This window comes from Enterococcus sp. 12F9_DIV0723 (assembly GCF_002174375.1).
In the GTDB taxonomy this organism is placed as follows: domain Bacteria; phylum Bacillota; class Bacilli; order Lactobacillales; family Enterococcaceae; genus Enterococcus_A; species Enterococcus_A gilvus.
The window spans coordinates 319,938-336,557 of sequence record NZ_NIBK01000001.1 but is presented as its reverse complement, the minus strand read 5'-3'; the positions used below and the strand labels follow the sequence as shown (position 1 = coordinate 336,557).

Below are 16,620 nucleotides of genomic sequence, written 5' to 3'. Positions count from 1 at the left end.
TTAATGACGTTGCGAGTAGAAAATAATTGGGGAGTAAACTATGAAAGGGTTAGTTTGTAAGTATTGTGGCGGCAATCACTTTAATAAAACAAAAAAAGGGTATGAATGCAATTACTGTCACACCGTATATGAACTAGATGAAGAGGAACACCCACAGGAAAAAAACAGGCGTCAAAAAAGACCGCCAATCATTCGGATCACGTTATTGGTCCTCGTTGCCCTGCTGGCACTCACTTCTAGCCTTATTTCTGAACCAAAAAAGGTTCCACGGACAACTAAGCCCCACTCACTCACCTCGTCCGAGTCGAAGCCTCTTGAGAAAAAAGAGTATTCCGCCAATGAATTGAGCAACCCGGAGCGGAATGTCCGAATCGCTGAGCTTTCACTGAATCAAGAAGCCATTGAATTAGCCGAAGCTTCGATTGCCGAATATGGTGGAGAAAAGACCGCTGAGTTTGAACAACGCGTAGCAGCTGCTCAAAAGGATCATGACACATTTAAAAAGGAACGCGTGAAGCAACCACCAAAAGAGGATATGATCATCGAGAACCCGGATTCTGAATTTTCCGTTACAATGTATTACCGCGAAGGAGGCTTTTTTACTGCTTACGGACCGGACTTCGATCAATACTCCAGCCAAGATATTTTAAAGCTTTGGGGGAAGCCCGATGAAATCATCACCGACGCTGAAAAAATCAAACAAAATTTAACGATTTCCTTTGACGAGAATAACAAATCCTCTTCTTATGAGGTCAAAATGATCAGAAAGAGCTGGCAGCAAGGACTTTTAACTTGGCGGGAAGTCCGAGCACTTCTCATTATTGCCTATGATCGTTCTCATGGAAATTATTCCAAACAATTCGTGTATGAAAAGCAGGGAAAGCCGAACGTTTACTTTGAAGGGGATAAAGTAAGCTACGTGACACCTCTCGTGAGATACGTGGCGTTTAATCGCCTCCCGGAAAAATACCCTCGTGCTGGATTAGGAAAATATCCAGATGATTTCCCTGAAAATTATGGATCGGATGGCCGTTATCATGAAAAATAAAGAATGTATGAACTGCGGGAGCAAAACGTTTCATCAGGTGGAAAATGGTTGGAAATGCGATTATTGCGGAACGGTTTATCTGAATCCAAAAAAACCTTCAACTAAAACACCACCTGTCGACGTCTCCCCACATAAAAAAAATAAGTCGAGAATTATTCTAGGCATTGCTTTTCCCATCATGGCATTACTACTCGGGCTTATATTTTTCAAAGGAAATGAATCGCCGAAACAACCTTATTCGCCAACTTCCCCTGCTGCTAGCCAATCCAAACCAGAGGACGGTTTCCCTGGTGGTTGGACCCAAGAGCTTTACGAGGGGGTGGTTGTTGCTACGAAAAATTATGATGCAGACAATGAAAAATATTCATTCGAAAATGGGTCAAACTTTGAAGAACTGGAAAAGCAAGTAGGAAAGCCCGATACTGTCACCAGTTGGGAAAAGGAAGACTATGGAATGCCGCCAAGAGCCAGTGCTACGTGGAACAAATCAAAAGCTGGGGAGTACTCAGGCCATTCCATCACGATCACTTATAATAAAAACACAGGAATGATTACCGATAAAAACCGCTACTAATTTCTTTTATCAAAAAAAACGATCAAGCGCGCCCTATCAGGCATGCTTGATCGTTTTTATTCTGTTTATTCCTCAAACTGCGAATTATACAATGCCGCGTAAAGACCATTTTTAGCCAAGAGTTCTTCGTGGCTTCCTTGCTCCTTGATGTCTCCATTTTGCATATAGAGAATCTTGTCTGCATCTTTGATCGTTGATAAACGGTGAGCGATAACGAAGGAGGTTCTGCCCTTCATTAAATTGTTCATCGCTTCTTGGATCAGTCCTTCTGTTCGTGTATCGACAGACGAAGTAGCCTCATCCAGAATCAAGATCGGTTTATCTGCCAAGATCGCACGCGCAATTGTTAATAATTGCTTTTGGCCTTGGGAAATATTGGAGGATTCTTCATTCAACTCCATATCATAGCCGCCAGGAAGCGTCTTGATGAAATGATCCACGTGAGCCGCTTTTGCTGCTGCGTAGACTTCTTCATCCGTTGCATCTAAACGACCGTAACGAAGATTGTCCATGATCGTCCCTTTGAACAACCATGTATCTTGTAACACCATCCCAATATTTTTACGTAAATCTGCACGATTGAAATCTTTGATGTTATGCCCATCAATCTTGATCGCACCAGAATTGACATCATAGAAACGCATCAATAATTTGACCATGGTTGTTTTTCCGGCCCCTGTTGGACCAACGATCGCAACTGTCTGACCTGGATCGACATGAGACGTAAAGTCTTGGATGACGATCTTGTCAGGTGTATACCCGAATTGAACATGCTCAAAATCAACCATTCCTTTTGCCTTGTCAATTTGGACAGGATTTTCAGCCAGTTGATCTTCTTCCTCTTCAGATAAGAATTCAAAGACTCGTTCAGCCGCTGCAGCCATTGATTGCAGCATATTTGATACCTGGGCCAATTGTGCAATTGGTTGTGTCAAATTACGAACGTATTGAATAAACGCCTGTATATCCCCAACGGTGATCGAACCATTATACGCCATGATCCCGCCGACGATCGCCACGCCAACATACCCTAAGTTACCGACAAAGTTCATGATCGGCTGCATCAATCCAGAAAGAAATTGTGATTTCCATGCTGACTTGAATAAGATATCGTTTTGTTCCTTAAATTCAGTCAACGAGTTTTCTTCGTCATTGAACAAACGAACGATGGTGTAGCCGCCAATGGTTTCTTCTACTTTTCCGTTGATCACACCAAGGTATTCTTGTTGTGTCTTGAAGTATTTTTGCGAATTTTTTACAACGATCATGATCAAAATCAGTGAGATCGGTAGGATCAAGATCGCCACACCCGTCATCTTCACTGAAATCGAAAGCATCATGACGATAACCCCAATGATCGTGAAGGTTGAAGTGATCAGTTGTGTCAAACTTTGGTTCAAGGATTGTCCGAGCGTATCCACGTCGTTTGTGATGCGAGACAACACTTCACCCGTTGTACGGCTCTCAAAATAATTCATCGGCATCCGATTGATTTTTTCAGAGATTTCTTTTCGCATCCGGTACGTGATCTTTTGCGAGATCGTTGACATGATCCATCCTTGGATGATCCCAAATACAGAAGCTGCCACGTAGAGACCTAGCATGAATAATAGGATACCGCCGATTTTATCAAAATTGATATCGCCCGTTCCTTGATATTTTTTGATTAATCCATTGAATAATTCAGTAATCGCCTTTGATAAGATTTTCGGGCCCCAAATATTAAAAATCGTTGAGGCAATCGCGAAAATCATTACAAAGAACACACCGATTTTATAAGCACCCAGATAAGAGACTAATTTCTTAATGGTTCCTTTGAAATCTTTGGCTTTTTCTACTGGTGCGCCCACAGGTCCATGTCCGCCACCACGAGGGCGATTTTGTTTTTGTTCTGCCATTCTTTTCGCTCCTCCTAATCTGCTTCTTCTATGCCCAATTCAGCATTGCTTAATTGAGACTGTGCAATTTCTTGATACACTTTTGATGATTCCATCAATTCTTCGTGACGTCCTTGTGCAACGACACGTCCTTCATCTAAAACAATGATGTTGTCTGCATGAAGGATCGTTGATATTTTTTGCGCCACAATGATTTGAGTCACACCTTTAATGTTTTCAGCCAATGCTTTTCGCAAAGCAACGTCTGTCTTATTATCAAGTGCTGAGAATGAATCATCAAAAATCAAGATCTTAGGATTTTTAGCAATGGCACGTGCAATAGATAACCGTTGCTTCTGACCACCAGATACGTTTGTTCCGCCTTGAGAAATCTCACGGTCAAAGCCTTTGTCATTTGCATAGATAAATTCATCCGCCTGTGCAATCTCAGCTGCCTTTTTCATTTGTTCGTCTGAAATAGTAGCATCACCAAACTTGATATTTGATGCGATATCGCCTGAGAAAAGTACCCCTTTTTGCGGAACGAATCCCATGATCTCATGCAGCTTGTGCAAACTCATCTGGCGAACATCGACGCCATCAATAGTGATGCGCCCACCTGTTACATCAAATAGACGCGAGATCAAATTGACGATGGTCGATTTACCAGATCCCGTCGAACCAATCAAGGCCGTCGTTTGTCCAGGTTTAGCGATAAAGTTGATATGATGCAACACATCCGCATCTGCGTCACCATAGCGGAATTCAACCCCTTCAAATTTCACTTCTCCTTTGAAGTCATGGTCGTCTTCAGGATGTTCAGGGTCTTTGATGGTAGGTTCCGTGTTCAATACTTCGTCGACACGTCCTGCTGCTACATTAGAACGAGGCAAGATGATCGATACCATCGACAGCATCATAAAGGCCATAACGATCTGCATCGTATACGTGATAAAGGCCATCATATCTCCGACTTGCAGTTGACCATTATCCATATTGTGTCCACCGACCCAAACGATCAGCACAGAAATACCATTCATCAATAGCATCATGATTGGCATCATCAAGGACATCGCCCGGTTTACGAACATTTGTGTGTTCATTAAATTCGTATTCGCTACATCAAAACGGTCTTCTTCGAATTTTTCACGAGAGAAGGCGCGAATAACAGGGAGACCTGTGATGATTTCGCGAGAAACCAAGTTAACACGGTCAACTAAGTTTTGCAGAGCTTTAAATTTCGGCATCGTTGTTAACAGCAGTGTCAATACTAGGACTAAAACAGCCCCTACTGCTACACCAACGATCCAGCCCATCCCCGTTCCCGTCTTGTAAACTCGATAGATCCCGCCGATTCCGAGAATTGGCGCATACAGAACCATCCGCATGATCATGACGATCCCCATTTGAATCTGTTGAATGTCATTCGTATTACGAGTAATCAATGATGCGGGAGAAAATTTATCCATTTCGTTGTTTGAAAAAGACAACGTCCGTTCATATTGTCCGACACGTAAATTTTTACCGACAGTCGCGGCTACCAATGACGCAATCAGTCCAACGATGATTGCTGCTACCGCAGAGACCAAGGTTAAACCGACCATCTTAGCTCCTGTCTTAATCATATAATCATTTTGGATCGTCTTCGTATTGACATCCAACGCTTTGTATTCTGCCAATGTCATCTGAATCCCGACAGTCTTCAACGAATCTGCGCCTAAATCGCCTAAACTTTCTTTTGTCGCTTTTCGAGCAGAGTCAACCTTTGCTGGTAATGCCTCATTTTTAGCTTTGATCGCATCTCCAAGTTTCTGTGCCTCCGCACCTTTGGCTTGTGCCTGTTCCGCTAAGCTTTGTGCTTCGGCGCCTTTTGCTGCAGCCGTTGCTCCGTCTGTGGCTGTGGCTGCTGCTTGACCAGCTGCTTGGGCTTGTTCACCTAATGTTTTGGATTCTTTTCCAAGCGCTTGTGCTTGTGCGGCGTCTTTCGCAATTGCTTGGTAGTCTTCCATGACGCCCTTCGCTTCTTTCGCATTATCGACATCTTTCGATTGAGTCGAAGCGATCATCATCATTGGCAGATTGAAGATATCTGCTAGTTTTTCTTTCGTCATACCTTTTTGAAGATCTAATTTGTAAATGTCGACTTTTTTACCGTCAACGGTTTGAGTTGCTTCTTTATAATTGTCTTGGATCGTCTGCTTCTCTTTTTCGGTCATGAAAATTTCAATTCCTTGAAGCGTAGACTTTCTAATTTTGTCAGGCGTTGATTGTTCTAGTCCTCCTTGTTGGATACCGACGTCGACGATATCTGACGTTAAACTCGGTAAGCTCAAATCACTGGACGCTTGTACGATTAAAAGTAATAACACTGCGATGATTGCATACCAGTATTTGATAAGGTATTTAAAAATTTTCACTATTGATCACTTTCCCCTTCCGCAGATAATTTTTTAGAGTAGTCAACGAACTTAGCCGTCAATTCAAGATACTTCTTGGTATCTTCTTCACCCATCAGCTCGAATACTTGAATGATTTTATTCCGCATCTCCTGCTTTTCCGCTTTTGCTACTTCTTTTCCGCTTTCCGTCAAACTGACATTGATTCGGCGACGGTCATCAGGATCCATCGTCCGGCTGATCAAGCCACGCTTTTCAAGATTACCTAGTACGGCTGCAATGCGTGCGGTGGACAAATTCAATGTATCCGCCAAATGTTTGGGATTAGTGGGTTCGCCTAATCGATCAAGCACTTTAATAACGATATTCGCGCCTTTGCTGCTCTTTTCGATTTTGCTGAATGCACCATGACGATTCTTGACCATCAACTGCATCAGTTCACGCTCCGCTTCTTCCGCGAATGACATAAGACTCCTCCTTCTCTCAATTCATTTCTTATCCATTAATACCTAATAGTGTTAGTAATTAATGCTGTTTGATATTAACTCTATTTGGAATCAAAATCAACCATTTTTACTCAAAAAAATAAATGAATCCGTTTTATTTTTATATTCTTTGATTTTTTATTTATATGTGCCGCAACGTCTTTTTCTGAACACAAAAAAGTGCATCGATTTACCGATGCACTTTTTGTATTTATTTCTTCAAATGATAATTGTACGTACTGATGATAATGTCATCTCGATAAGATAAACGGAAGCGTAAACGCAACGCCGTTTGATTATGCAAGGAACGTTTCCATGTTCGATTCGGAACAAATTCTGGAATTAAGACAGTCGTTGTATAATTATGTTGTTTTGCATTTTTACATACGCGATCGACGTAACGGCTGACCGGATTAACGATCGAACGGTAAGGTGAACGAACAACTGAGAAACGAACATCCGGGAATTTTTCGCGGAATTCTCGGCGAATCTCTTTTTCTTTCTCCTCATTTTCCTCTAAAGAAACATGCATCGCAATGACATAATCCCCAATGGAACGTGCGTAGTTGATGGCGCCGATATTTACCTGCGTGACATTTCCGACTAATACAATAACGGTATTGCCGTCGTATTCATGCAGTTCGACATCGTCTGCCAGACGCAACTGTTCAGCGACGTTTTTATAATGTCCATGGATTTTATAAAAACCAAATATCAGAATTGGCATAATGATAAAGAAGGGCCAAATATCAGGTAAACGATACACAAACAAAATCACTACGATCGCAAAGGAGATACAAGCACCGATAATGTTGGCGATTGATTTTCTGATCCAATGGTGCCCTTCTTTGTGCCATTTCAAGACCATCCCTGTTTGAGAAAGCGTGAATGGAATAAACACACCTACTGAATACAATGGAATCAAGCGCTCTGTTGACCCTTGGAAAATCAACAATAGCACAATAGACCCTAGAGCCAAGGTAATGATCCCGTTAGAGTACCCTAACCGGTCGCCTCGGTCCTGGTAACGGTGAGGCAGGAACTTGTCCTTCGCTAAGTTGTACGCCAAGACAGGAAAGGCTGAGAAGCCTGTATTGGCTGCCACAGCTAAAATCAGGGCTGTTACAAATTGCAGCACATAATACATGATCCCTTTCCCAAAGACAGCTTCACCGACTTGTGATAAGACGGTTACTTCAGCCGTTGGTACGATCCCGAACCAATAGTTCAAAAACGTGATCCCAGTGAAGAAGAACCCCAAAATTAGTCCCATCATAGCTAACGTACCAGCCGCATTTTTTGCACGTGGTTTTTTAAAGAACGGCACCGCATTGCTGATCGCTTCAACACCAGTCAACGAAGAAGAACCCGAAGAAAAGGCTCTTAACAAGAGCGCCATTGAGATCCCCGGTACGACAGCTCCAACCTGAGCAGTCGAGTGAAGAGGTGCAGCCCCTGTAACAATTTTGAATACTCCTACAATAATCAGAATTGTAATAACCGCGATGAAGCTGTACACCGGCGTCATCAACAGGCCGGCACTTTCACGCAGGCCACGTAAATTCATCAGCATCAATAATAAAACTATAATGACAGAAATCAAGACGCGATGATGATACAACGCTGGAATTGCCGAAGCAATCGCCTCAGCACCCGCTGATACGGATACAGCAACTGTCAGCATATAATCGACCAGAAGCGAGCCTCCAGCGATCAAGCCGGCATTCTTCCCTAAATTCTCACTACTGACGACATAGGCGCCGCCTCCATGAGGATAAGCATGAATAATTTGACGATAAGATAAAATCAATGATGCTAATAAAATCAGTACCACAAATGCGATTGGCAATGAATACCAAATCGCCGCTGCAGAAAGGGTAACCAAAACGACTACAATCTGTTCTGTCCCGTACGCAACAGAGGATAACGCATCTGATGAAAGCATCGCCAAAGCCGCAAAACGAGATAAATTTTGATCATCATTTTCAGAAGACTTCAGTGGCCGACCAACCAGCAAGCGCTTAAGATAATCCACTAGACTCACTCCTTGTTCCTATTAATATATTTTTTCAAGATATTATTGTCTTTTGCATGCACCGATTTCCCAATCGAAAAAAATGGAAAAGGATCTTCTTTTATTCGCTATAAACGCCCTTAAAAAAAATGCAAACAAGCGAAATATTACTCGCACTCCAACCAAATGTCAATGACTTTTTTCAACGACTTTTCGTACCCTTAGTAAAACACGAAAACAGGCAAAACAACAGTAATACGCTGTTGTCTCACCTGTTCATTTTTAATGGAATATTTTACTTTCATGAGCGACTTTCGTCAGCTTCGTCAAATGCGGTTGCAGCACTGGATATGCCCATGTTCCTAAAATACCGAACACTACGAATAATCCGATCATAATAAGAATATCTCCTGTCGCATTTGGCCAATAGATCCCGCCCGCACTCTCGCGTAACAAGTTGACCGCGTGAGTGAACGGCAACCACGGATTGACTGCCTGGAAGAACTTCCCTGATACTTGAATCGGGTAATTCCCCCCGCCTCCGGAAATGGAGAGGACAAGGATAATAATCGCGATCCCCTTACCGACTGTGCCGAACAATCCGACGAGTGTATAGACGATCATCATGAAGGCCAAAGCCACTAGCACCGCAAAAAGCACACTGTACACGGGGTTCTTGACATAAACACCTAATAAGAACATATTTCCTAGCGTTACAATCAACGCTTGCCCAATGCTTACGACTAAATAAGTCAGCATACGAGCACCAAATTGTTCACGTTTCGTGTATTTGCCGCGGTCCTTTTTGTCTAAGAAAAATTCTGTGGTCGTAACACTTGAGAATAATACTGCGCCCACCCATAAACACAAAGCGGTATAGAATGGGGTACTGGCAGAACCGTTATTCTCGATTGGATACATTGTATTGGTTTGCAGATCTACCGGTGTCGTAAAGAAATCACTCTCTTTTTGCGCGTCCAGCTTCAACAGTTTCAAGACTTGACCAAAGTCGATCGTTTGATCCCCTTGTTGGATTGCATTGGCAGCTTTTTGAATTCCTGCACGCAAGGATGGGTAATCATTTTTGATCAAATCTGTCGCAAGGTTCAGAGCACTTTCTACCTCAGGCATTTTATCATTCGCTACTTTTAATCCACCTGTTAGATCACTTTTCACACCCGGCCAATCATTTTGCATAAAGTCCGCAGCCAATCCTAATTTCTGTTCGACAACGGGCAATTCATTGTTGTAAAGGTCTACGCCGGTATTGATGCCATTAACGATATCGTTCATATGACCATTTAATAGTACGTTTGCATCGTGCACTTCTTGACCAATTGCTGGCAATTGTTTTTGATATTTCTCTAAGAAGGTAATGGCATTGCTGACAGTTCCCTCAGTAGAGTTCAGCAGAGAAGCAAAATCAATTTGCTGTGCTTGATTCAAAACGCCTTGCGCAGTAGTAATCGTCGCTATCAATTTATCAAGGATCGTGCTGACCGTTTGTCCGACTTGTTCTGGGTTGATACTGCCGACTGCGGAAGCGACATTATTCGCTGCATCCTGAACTTGCTGTAAGAAATTTTTTGCTTGTTCAATATTTCCACTTTGAATGGCATTGTTTAAGTCTCCCAAACGACCGTTCAAATTATCTAGAGCTTGTTTAGCGTTTGTTAGCAAGGTTAAAATGTTTGCAAGTTTTTGACTCGCATCTGTGTCACCATTTTTATCTGCTAAGTCTTTCATATTTTGAATTAAATTTGCAACTGAATCAATTGCTGTCTGCTGATCTTTATTTCCTTGAATGAGGCTATTAATCAGTTTGCCTAAATTATCTTTTTCATCTTGAGTCAACTGATTATCTTCCAATGCAGTTTGGATCGAAGCAGCTAGGGAATCTGTCGTTTTAGCAACTTCCCCAATCGACTCCAGCGTCACTTGAACACTGCTTGAGATACTTGGAACAGCTGTCTTCAATTTTTCTGCACCATCTTTTGTCGTTGAGGCTAAATCGTTCGCTTGATTGCCTAGTTTTTGAATGTCTGGCAGAATCGTTTGGACTTGCTGGATGATCGTTAACCCTTGCTTGGCTTCGTTGATGCCGTCATTCAGCGTTTTTTCGATTTGGGCAAAGTCACTATCCACTTGCGCCAATTGATTTCCCGCCTGTTGAATCTCTGGTATTTTTTGCTGCAAGGTTAAAATCACACTTGCCTGTTGTTTGATCTCCGGCATTTTTTGATTCAATGCGATCAATTTTTGGCCCATTTCATCAACTTGCGGCAAGTATGCCTGCAATTCATTGGCTTTTGCCAGCTTGTCCTTTAATTCCGGTAATTTTCCTTGAACTTCAACTACTTCTTGTGTGTATTTATTGATTTCGCCCAAATTATCATTGGTTGTCAAAATCAGATTTTTTACTTTATTAATGCTGACTAAATTTTCATCAATGTTGTAGCCAATCTCATTAAAAACCTTTAACAATGTTGAACTAGCCGTTTTGATAAATTCTTGACTGATTTCTTGCTGGATCGAGCCAGCTCCCTTGTCGGTAATTTTCGGTGCGATCGCATTGATTTTTTGGTTCAAATAATATTCGATCTTCGGCTTTTGTATATCTCCGGTAGTAAAACTCAGCAGATCTTTGGAAAATTCTTTTGGTAAATAGATCCCCGCGTAATACTTGCCGGACCGGACACCGTCCACCACTTCTTTTTTTGAATCGACAAAACGCCAACCAAGTTGCTTGTTCTCATGAAGATTTTTGATGACTTCATTCCCGATTTCTACATCCTTGTCTTGGAATTTTGCTCCAGCATCCGCACTGTATACGGCGATTGGAAGCTCCCCAGTATTGGAATATGGGTCCCAAAGTGCCTTGATATTAAACCAAGCATACAATGATGGAATGATGATTAATGCTGCCATTAACAAAACAGCGATCGGGTTTTTAAAAATTCGGCGCCAGTCTAATAAAAAAAGACGCCACGTATGTTTAAGAGATTGAATAACTTTCATTGATTTCACCTACTATTTTTTCTCGCTGAACTAATGTAGCATGGAATTTCGGCTAATTTCAATTCTAGTGAGTGCCTGAAATCACCTTTTTTGACATTCCTAACGATTTGTCATAATTGTATCCCTTTTCAACAGCGAAATACTAAAGAAATGCTTAAAGACTAAGGTTTTTAATCTTTATGAAACGGTCTAAAAGCTGATCTGTCAGCTCTTCGATCTTCTCGCCGTCGCCCGTTTCTTTGGATAAATTTAAGATTGGGTTTGTTTCTAAATCTCGTAGACGGACTGGTTGGACTTGATTTCCTTCTTGGCGCAAGGTCACCTGTGGATGAGGCAGCTTGTCACCACATGGTCCAGCCGTTAAATACGCTAGCTGATACTCCCCACCCTCTACTGCGCGCAACCGATAATAACCATCGGCTAAGTCTTCCGTTCCCTCAAAATTTGCTGTTACTAACAGCCATTTTTGTTGATCCATATCATTCCATCCTTTTAATAATGATTTTTCCTGCTGCGGGATGCCCCTCAACGGTTTCATGCGCTGCGATCACATTGGCTAAATCGAATTGACGTACCTCCGCAATCGGCACATGAATTTCATCTGAAAGTTCTGTCAATGCAGTTAACGCTTCGGCATCTGAATAGTCTTTGGATGGACCGAAAGCAACATAGTTTCCAGCTTTCTTCTGCTCTTTTGGCAACTCGTTCAGCGCTACGAAGTTTCCTCCAGCCTTCATGATTTTCATTCCTGCCTCACTGGCACGTCCACCTTTAGTGGCATCAATTACTGTATCTGCCATGTCCGCAAATACCTCTCCTGCATCCACTTCATCGTAAGCAGCGAATTGATCCGCACCTAGCTGACGTACAAGTGCTTCATTTTGTTTAGAGGCAGAAGTTAAGACCCTCTTTCCTTGATGTTTTAAGAATTGAACCAGCAATGAGCCTACTGCACCAGAGGCACCTTGAACCATTACTGTCTCGCCAATCCGATCCTTCAATAAATGAGTAGTCAGATTATACGTTGTCAGCCAAGGTGTCACTGCACCAGCCGCGGATTCCCAAGTCATTGATGCGGGCTTCTTCACTACTTTTTTACCAGGAACGACAATTTCCTCCCCGTAAGTACCACTGACTGCATGAACGATCACTTCGTCACCCACAGTTACATGCGTGACCGCGTCGCCCACTTCTGTCACGATGCCTGCACCATCATTTCCTAAAACGTAAGGAAATTTCACGGTTCGAAACGCACGCATCGCACCTTGCCGAAGCGCGATATCATAAGGGTTGATCGCAAATGCTTGTATTTCTACACGAACATGGGTCTCATCGACGGTTCGGGGCTCTGCCTCGATCGTGATCATTACATCCTTCGCTACCCCGTAGTCTTTTATCGCAAAACGCTTCATTATATACACCCTCTCTAAAAAATCTCTCTTTCCATTTTAGCGGTATACACCGATTTGTACCAATCATATCCATTTAAAAGAGATATTTTTTTCGATAAAAAAAAGCGCGACTTGCAAATGCAAGTCGCACTTCCGAAAAAAGTCACTAATCTAGTTCCACTTTTCCTGTGTACAATTGGTAATACATGCCGCCTTCTGCCAGTAGACTGTTATGGTCTCCTCGTTCAATGATTCGTCCATGATCCATCACCATGATGACATCCGAATTTTGGATCGTCGACAAGCGATGGGCAATCACGAATACTGTGCGGCCTTCCATTAAACGATCCATTCCGGACTGCACGATGCTTTCTGTTCGAGTATCGATACTTGACGTCGCTTCGTCCATGATCATTACTGGCGGGTCAGCGATGGCTGCACGGGCAATGGCTAGCAACTGCCGTTGTCCCTGTGACAATCCTTCGCCATCACCAGTGATGACCGTCTCATATTTCTCTGGTAAATGTTGAATAAATGTATCGGCATTGGATAGTATTGCTGCTTGATAAACTTCTTCATCCGTTGCTCTCAGATTTCCATAACGAATATTCTCTTTCACGGTTCCTGTGAATAGGTGCGTGTCTTGGAGTACGATCCCTAATGAAGCGCGTAAAGAATTCTTTTTGATTTTCTTCACATTCACACCATCGTAGCGGATTTTTCCTTCTTGAATATCATAAAAACGATTGATCAGATTTGTAATCGTCGTTTTACCTGCACCCGTCGCGCCTACAAAGGCCACCTTCTGCCCTGGCTCAGCGTAAAGATTAATGTCATGCAAAACTAAATGATTATCTGTATAGCCAAAGTTAACATCCTCAAAGCGGACATCTCCTGTTAAACGAACATAAGAAATCGTTCCATCCTCATGAGGATGTTTCCACGCCCAGATTCCTGTTCGTTCCGCAGTTTCGACGAATTCTCCATCCACTTCTTTGACATTTACCAATGTAACGTACCCGTCATCCACTTCTGGTTTTTCATCTAGCAATTGGAAGATTCGATCTGCACCCGCTAATGCCATAATAACGAAATTAATTTGTTGCGAGATTTGACTGATCGGGCCATTTAACGAGCGGCTTAATTGTAAGAAAGAAGCAATCATTCCGACTGTCAATGCAGAAACACCATAAACCGCAAACAGCCCGCCGATGATCGCGACTAATACATATTGAATGTTCAAAAGGTTCATCATGATCGGCATCAAAGTATTCGCCGTCGCGTTGGCCTTAGCTGCACTTTCCTGCAACTGGTCATTGATCACATCAAATTCTTCCATCGCTTTTTCTTCATGATTGAAGACTTTTACTACTTTTTGTCCGTGCATCATCTCTTCAATGTAGCCGTTGACTCGCCCAAGCGAACGCTGCTGTTCCCCGAAATAACGCCCGCTGCGGTTGGTAATGAAGCGCAACATCACAAACATCAAAGAAACAGAAACAATTACAAAACAAGTCAAAGGAATACTTAATGAGAACATAGCGATAAAGACCGAGATGAAGGTCACGAGCGCCATCATCAAATTCGGGATACTTTGTGAGATCATCTGTCGCAAGGTGTCCGTATCATTGGTAAAATGACTCATGATATCGCCATCAGCATTTGAATCAAAATATTTGAGGGGCAACGTTTCTAAATGCTCAAACATCTGATCACGAATTTTTTTCTGAGTTCCCTCTGATACCTTTACCATAATCAGATTATACGAGAGTGTTCCTATGATCCCCACGACATAAATCAATGCCATCGTTGAAATTGCTTTTAACAACCCGCTGAAATCTGGATTGTTCTGACCAACTAGCGGCGTGATATAATCATCGATCACGACTTGCAGGAACAACGAGCCGCGAACATTGGCAAAGGCACTCAGCAAGATCATAAAAAAGACGATCACTAACTGTGTTTTATGTTCCTTTGCCATGATTTTCAGCAGACGTTTGATGGTTTTTACAGAACCGGATTTGGGTGCTGGTCGTTTATTCATCATGATCACCAAACCCTTTCTGTTGCGAATTGAAGACTTCCTGATAGATCACATTGCTTTCCATCAATTCTTCGTGTGTGCCGATACCGTTGATTTTCCCATCATCGAGAACAACGATGCGGTCGGCATCTTGGATCGAACTAATTCGCTGAGAAATGATGAAAGTCGTCGTCCCAGGAATTTCCTTGGCTAAGCCTTCACGAATCGCGCGGTCTGTTTTTGTATCCACCGCACTCGTTGAATCATCTAAAATCAGAATTTTCGGTTTTTTCAGCAATGCTCGAGCAATCGTTAAGCGTTGCTTTTGCCCGCCGGAAACATTGTTCCCGCCTTCTGAGATCATCGTGTCATACTTATTTGGAAACTCCTGGATGAATGAATCTGCTTGAGCAATCGTCGCAGCACGAACGACTTCTTCTTCAGTGGCGCGAGCATCTCCCCAACGCAGATTATCGGTGATCGTCCCGCTGAACAGAACATTGTTTTGCAAAACCATTCCGACTTGATCTCGAAGTGTCTCCAAATCATAACTGCGCACATCATGCCCGCCGACCTTGATTTCCCCGTGGGTGACATCATACAGACGAGGAATCAACTGAACCAAACTAGATTTCGAACTGCCAGTTCCCCCGACGATCCCAATCACTTCACCAGAAGCAATGGTCAAATCAATGTTCTCCAGCACTAATTTATTCATATCATCTTTGTAGCTAAAACAAACGTCGTTAAATTCCACCGAACCATCCGGCACTTCAGTTAACGGCTGGTCCCCATTTTTCAAATCACTTTCTTCACTCAAGACTTCTGTGATCCGCTCAGCAGAGGTACGAGCAATCATCAATTGCACAAATGTCATAGACATCATCATTAAACTCATTAAGATCTGCATTGTGTAGTTGAACATGCTGACCAATTCACCCGTCGTTAAATTTCCTTTGTCTACGATCAATTCAGCACCCAACCAAGACAACAGCAGCATACAGGTATACACTGCGATCTGTAAAAGCGGCATATTAAATGCCACGATCCGTTGCGCTTTCGTGAAATTATCATAGACCTTCTTTGATACTTGGCTGAACTTTTCTTCTTCATGCTCTTCCCTGACGTAGGACTTCACGACCCGAATCCCTTGAAGATTTTCTTGCACGACATTGTTCAAACGGTCGTATGTCCGAAAAACCTTTTCAAATAATGGATGGGCAAAACGAATGATCAATCCCAGCCCCACGATCATGATCGGCACAATCACCAAATAAATCATGGACAGTTCTCGGTTGATATGGAACGTCATCACCAACGAAAAAATTAAAATCAGGGGCGAACGAACCAAGATTCGGATCACCATTTGATACGCATTTTGTACATTGGTCACATCTGTCGTCAAACGAGTAATCAAACTCGAACTTGAGAAACGATCAATGTTTGAAAAAGAAAAACTCTGAATGCGTTCGAATAAATTATGGCGCAGATTTTTCGCAAAACCAGCTGAAGCAATCGCCGCTGTTCGCCCGCCCAAAGTTCCCATTGCTAAGGCAATTAGCGCGCACAAAAAAAGCAAACCGCCATAGCGCAGGATCGTATTCGAATCACTTTTTTCGATTCCATTATCGATCAATCCCGCCATGATCAAGGGCATGATCACGTCCATCAATACTTCCCCCATTGTAAATAGAGGCGTTTGCAAACTTTGCTTTTTATATTCACCGACATTTGCCAGTAATTTTTTTAACACGTACTCACGTCCTTTCATTAACAATTGCTTACTATAGTATA

General features: G+C 42.6%; 11 protein-coding genes. 2 read left to right on the top strand and 9 right to left on the bottom strand.

What is annotated here, in order from left to right; translation table 11 throughout:
- Positions 1–40: 40 nt before the first annotated feature.
- Positions 41–1,048, top strand: coding sequence for a DUF4947 domain-containing protein (locus tag A5868_RS01795; protein ID WP_086305789.1), 1,008 nt, complete (start codon positions 41–43; stop codon positions 1,046–1,048).
- Positions 1,038–1,622, top strand: a complete 585-nt coding sequence (locus A5868_RS01790; RefSeq protein ID WP_254908381.1) for a hypothetical protein — start codon at positions 1,038–1,040, stop codon at positions 1,620–1,622. The genes A5868_RS01795 and A5868_RS01790 overlap by 11 nt, the downstream gene beginning before the upstream one ends.
- A 65-nt stretch (positions 1,623–1,687) precedes the next feature.
- Here the strand turns inward: A5868_RS01790 and A5868_RS01785 are convergent, their stop codons facing one another.
- From A5868_RS01785 to A5868_RS01745, 9 genes are all read right to left on the bottom strand, one after another.
- A complete protein-coding gene (locus tag A5868_RS01785) occupies positions 1,688–3,520 on the bottom strand; it encodes an ABC transporter ATP-binding protein (RefSeq protein WP_086305791.1) in 1,833 nt (610 codons plus the stop codon).
- 14 nt (positions 3,521–3,534) lie between these two features.
- On the bottom strand, positions 3,535–5,916 hold the full coding sequence (locus A5868_RS01780) for an ABC transporter ATP-binding protein (RefSeq protein WP_086305792.1): 2,382 nt from the start codon (positions 5,914–5,916) through the stop codon (positions 3,535–3,537).
- Positions 5,916–6,362, bottom strand: a complete 447-nt coding sequence (locus tag A5868_RS01775) for a MarR family winged helix-turn-helix transcriptional regulator (RefSeq protein WP_010782001.1) — start codon at positions 6,360–6,362, stop codon at positions 5,916–5,918. The genes A5868_RS01780 and A5868_RS01775 overlap by 1 nt, the downstream gene beginning before the upstream one ends.
- 229 nt (positions 6,363–6,591) lie before the next feature.
- Positions 6,592–8,415, bottom strand: coding sequence for an APC family permease (locus A5868_RS01770; protein WP_010782002.1), 1,824 nt, complete (start codon positions 8,413–8,415; stop codon positions 6,592–6,594).
- 261 nt (positions 8,416–8,676) lie between these two features.
- Positions 8,677–11,403: a YhgE/Pip domain-containing protein gene (locus tag A5868_RS01765; protein ID WP_176281386.1), complete on the bottom strand. Its 2,727-nt coding sequence runs from the start codon at positions 11,401–11,403 to the stop codon at positions 8,677–8,679.
- 163 nt (positions 11,404–11,566) lie between these two features.
- Positions 11,567–11,890, bottom strand: a complete 324-nt coding sequence (locus tag A5868_RS01760) for a hypothetical protein (RefSeq protein WP_010782004.1) — start codon at positions 11,888–11,890, stop codon at positions 11,567–11,569.
- A gap of 1 nt (position 11,891) precedes the next feature.
- Positions 11,892–12,824: an NADP-dependent oxidoreductase gene (locus tag A5868_RS01755; RefSeq protein WP_086305794.1), complete on the bottom strand. Its 933-nt coding sequence runs from the start codon at positions 12,822–12,824 to the stop codon at positions 11,892–11,894.
- A 145-nt stretch (positions 12,825–12,969) separates the two neighbouring features.
- On the bottom strand, positions 12,970–14,850 hold the full coding sequence (locus A5868_RS01750; RefSeq protein WP_086305795.1) for an ABC transporter ATP-binding protein: 1,881 nt from the start codon (positions 14,848–14,850) through the stop codon (positions 12,970–12,972).
- Entirely contained in the window at positions 14,840–16,579 is a 1,740-nt protein-coding gene (locus tag A5868_RS01745; protein WP_086305796.1) for an ABC transporter ATP-binding protein, read from the bottom strand. Before A5868_RS01745 ends, A5868_RS01750 begins: the two co-directional genes overlap by 11 nt.
- Positions 16,580–16,620: the final 41 nt, after the last annotated feature.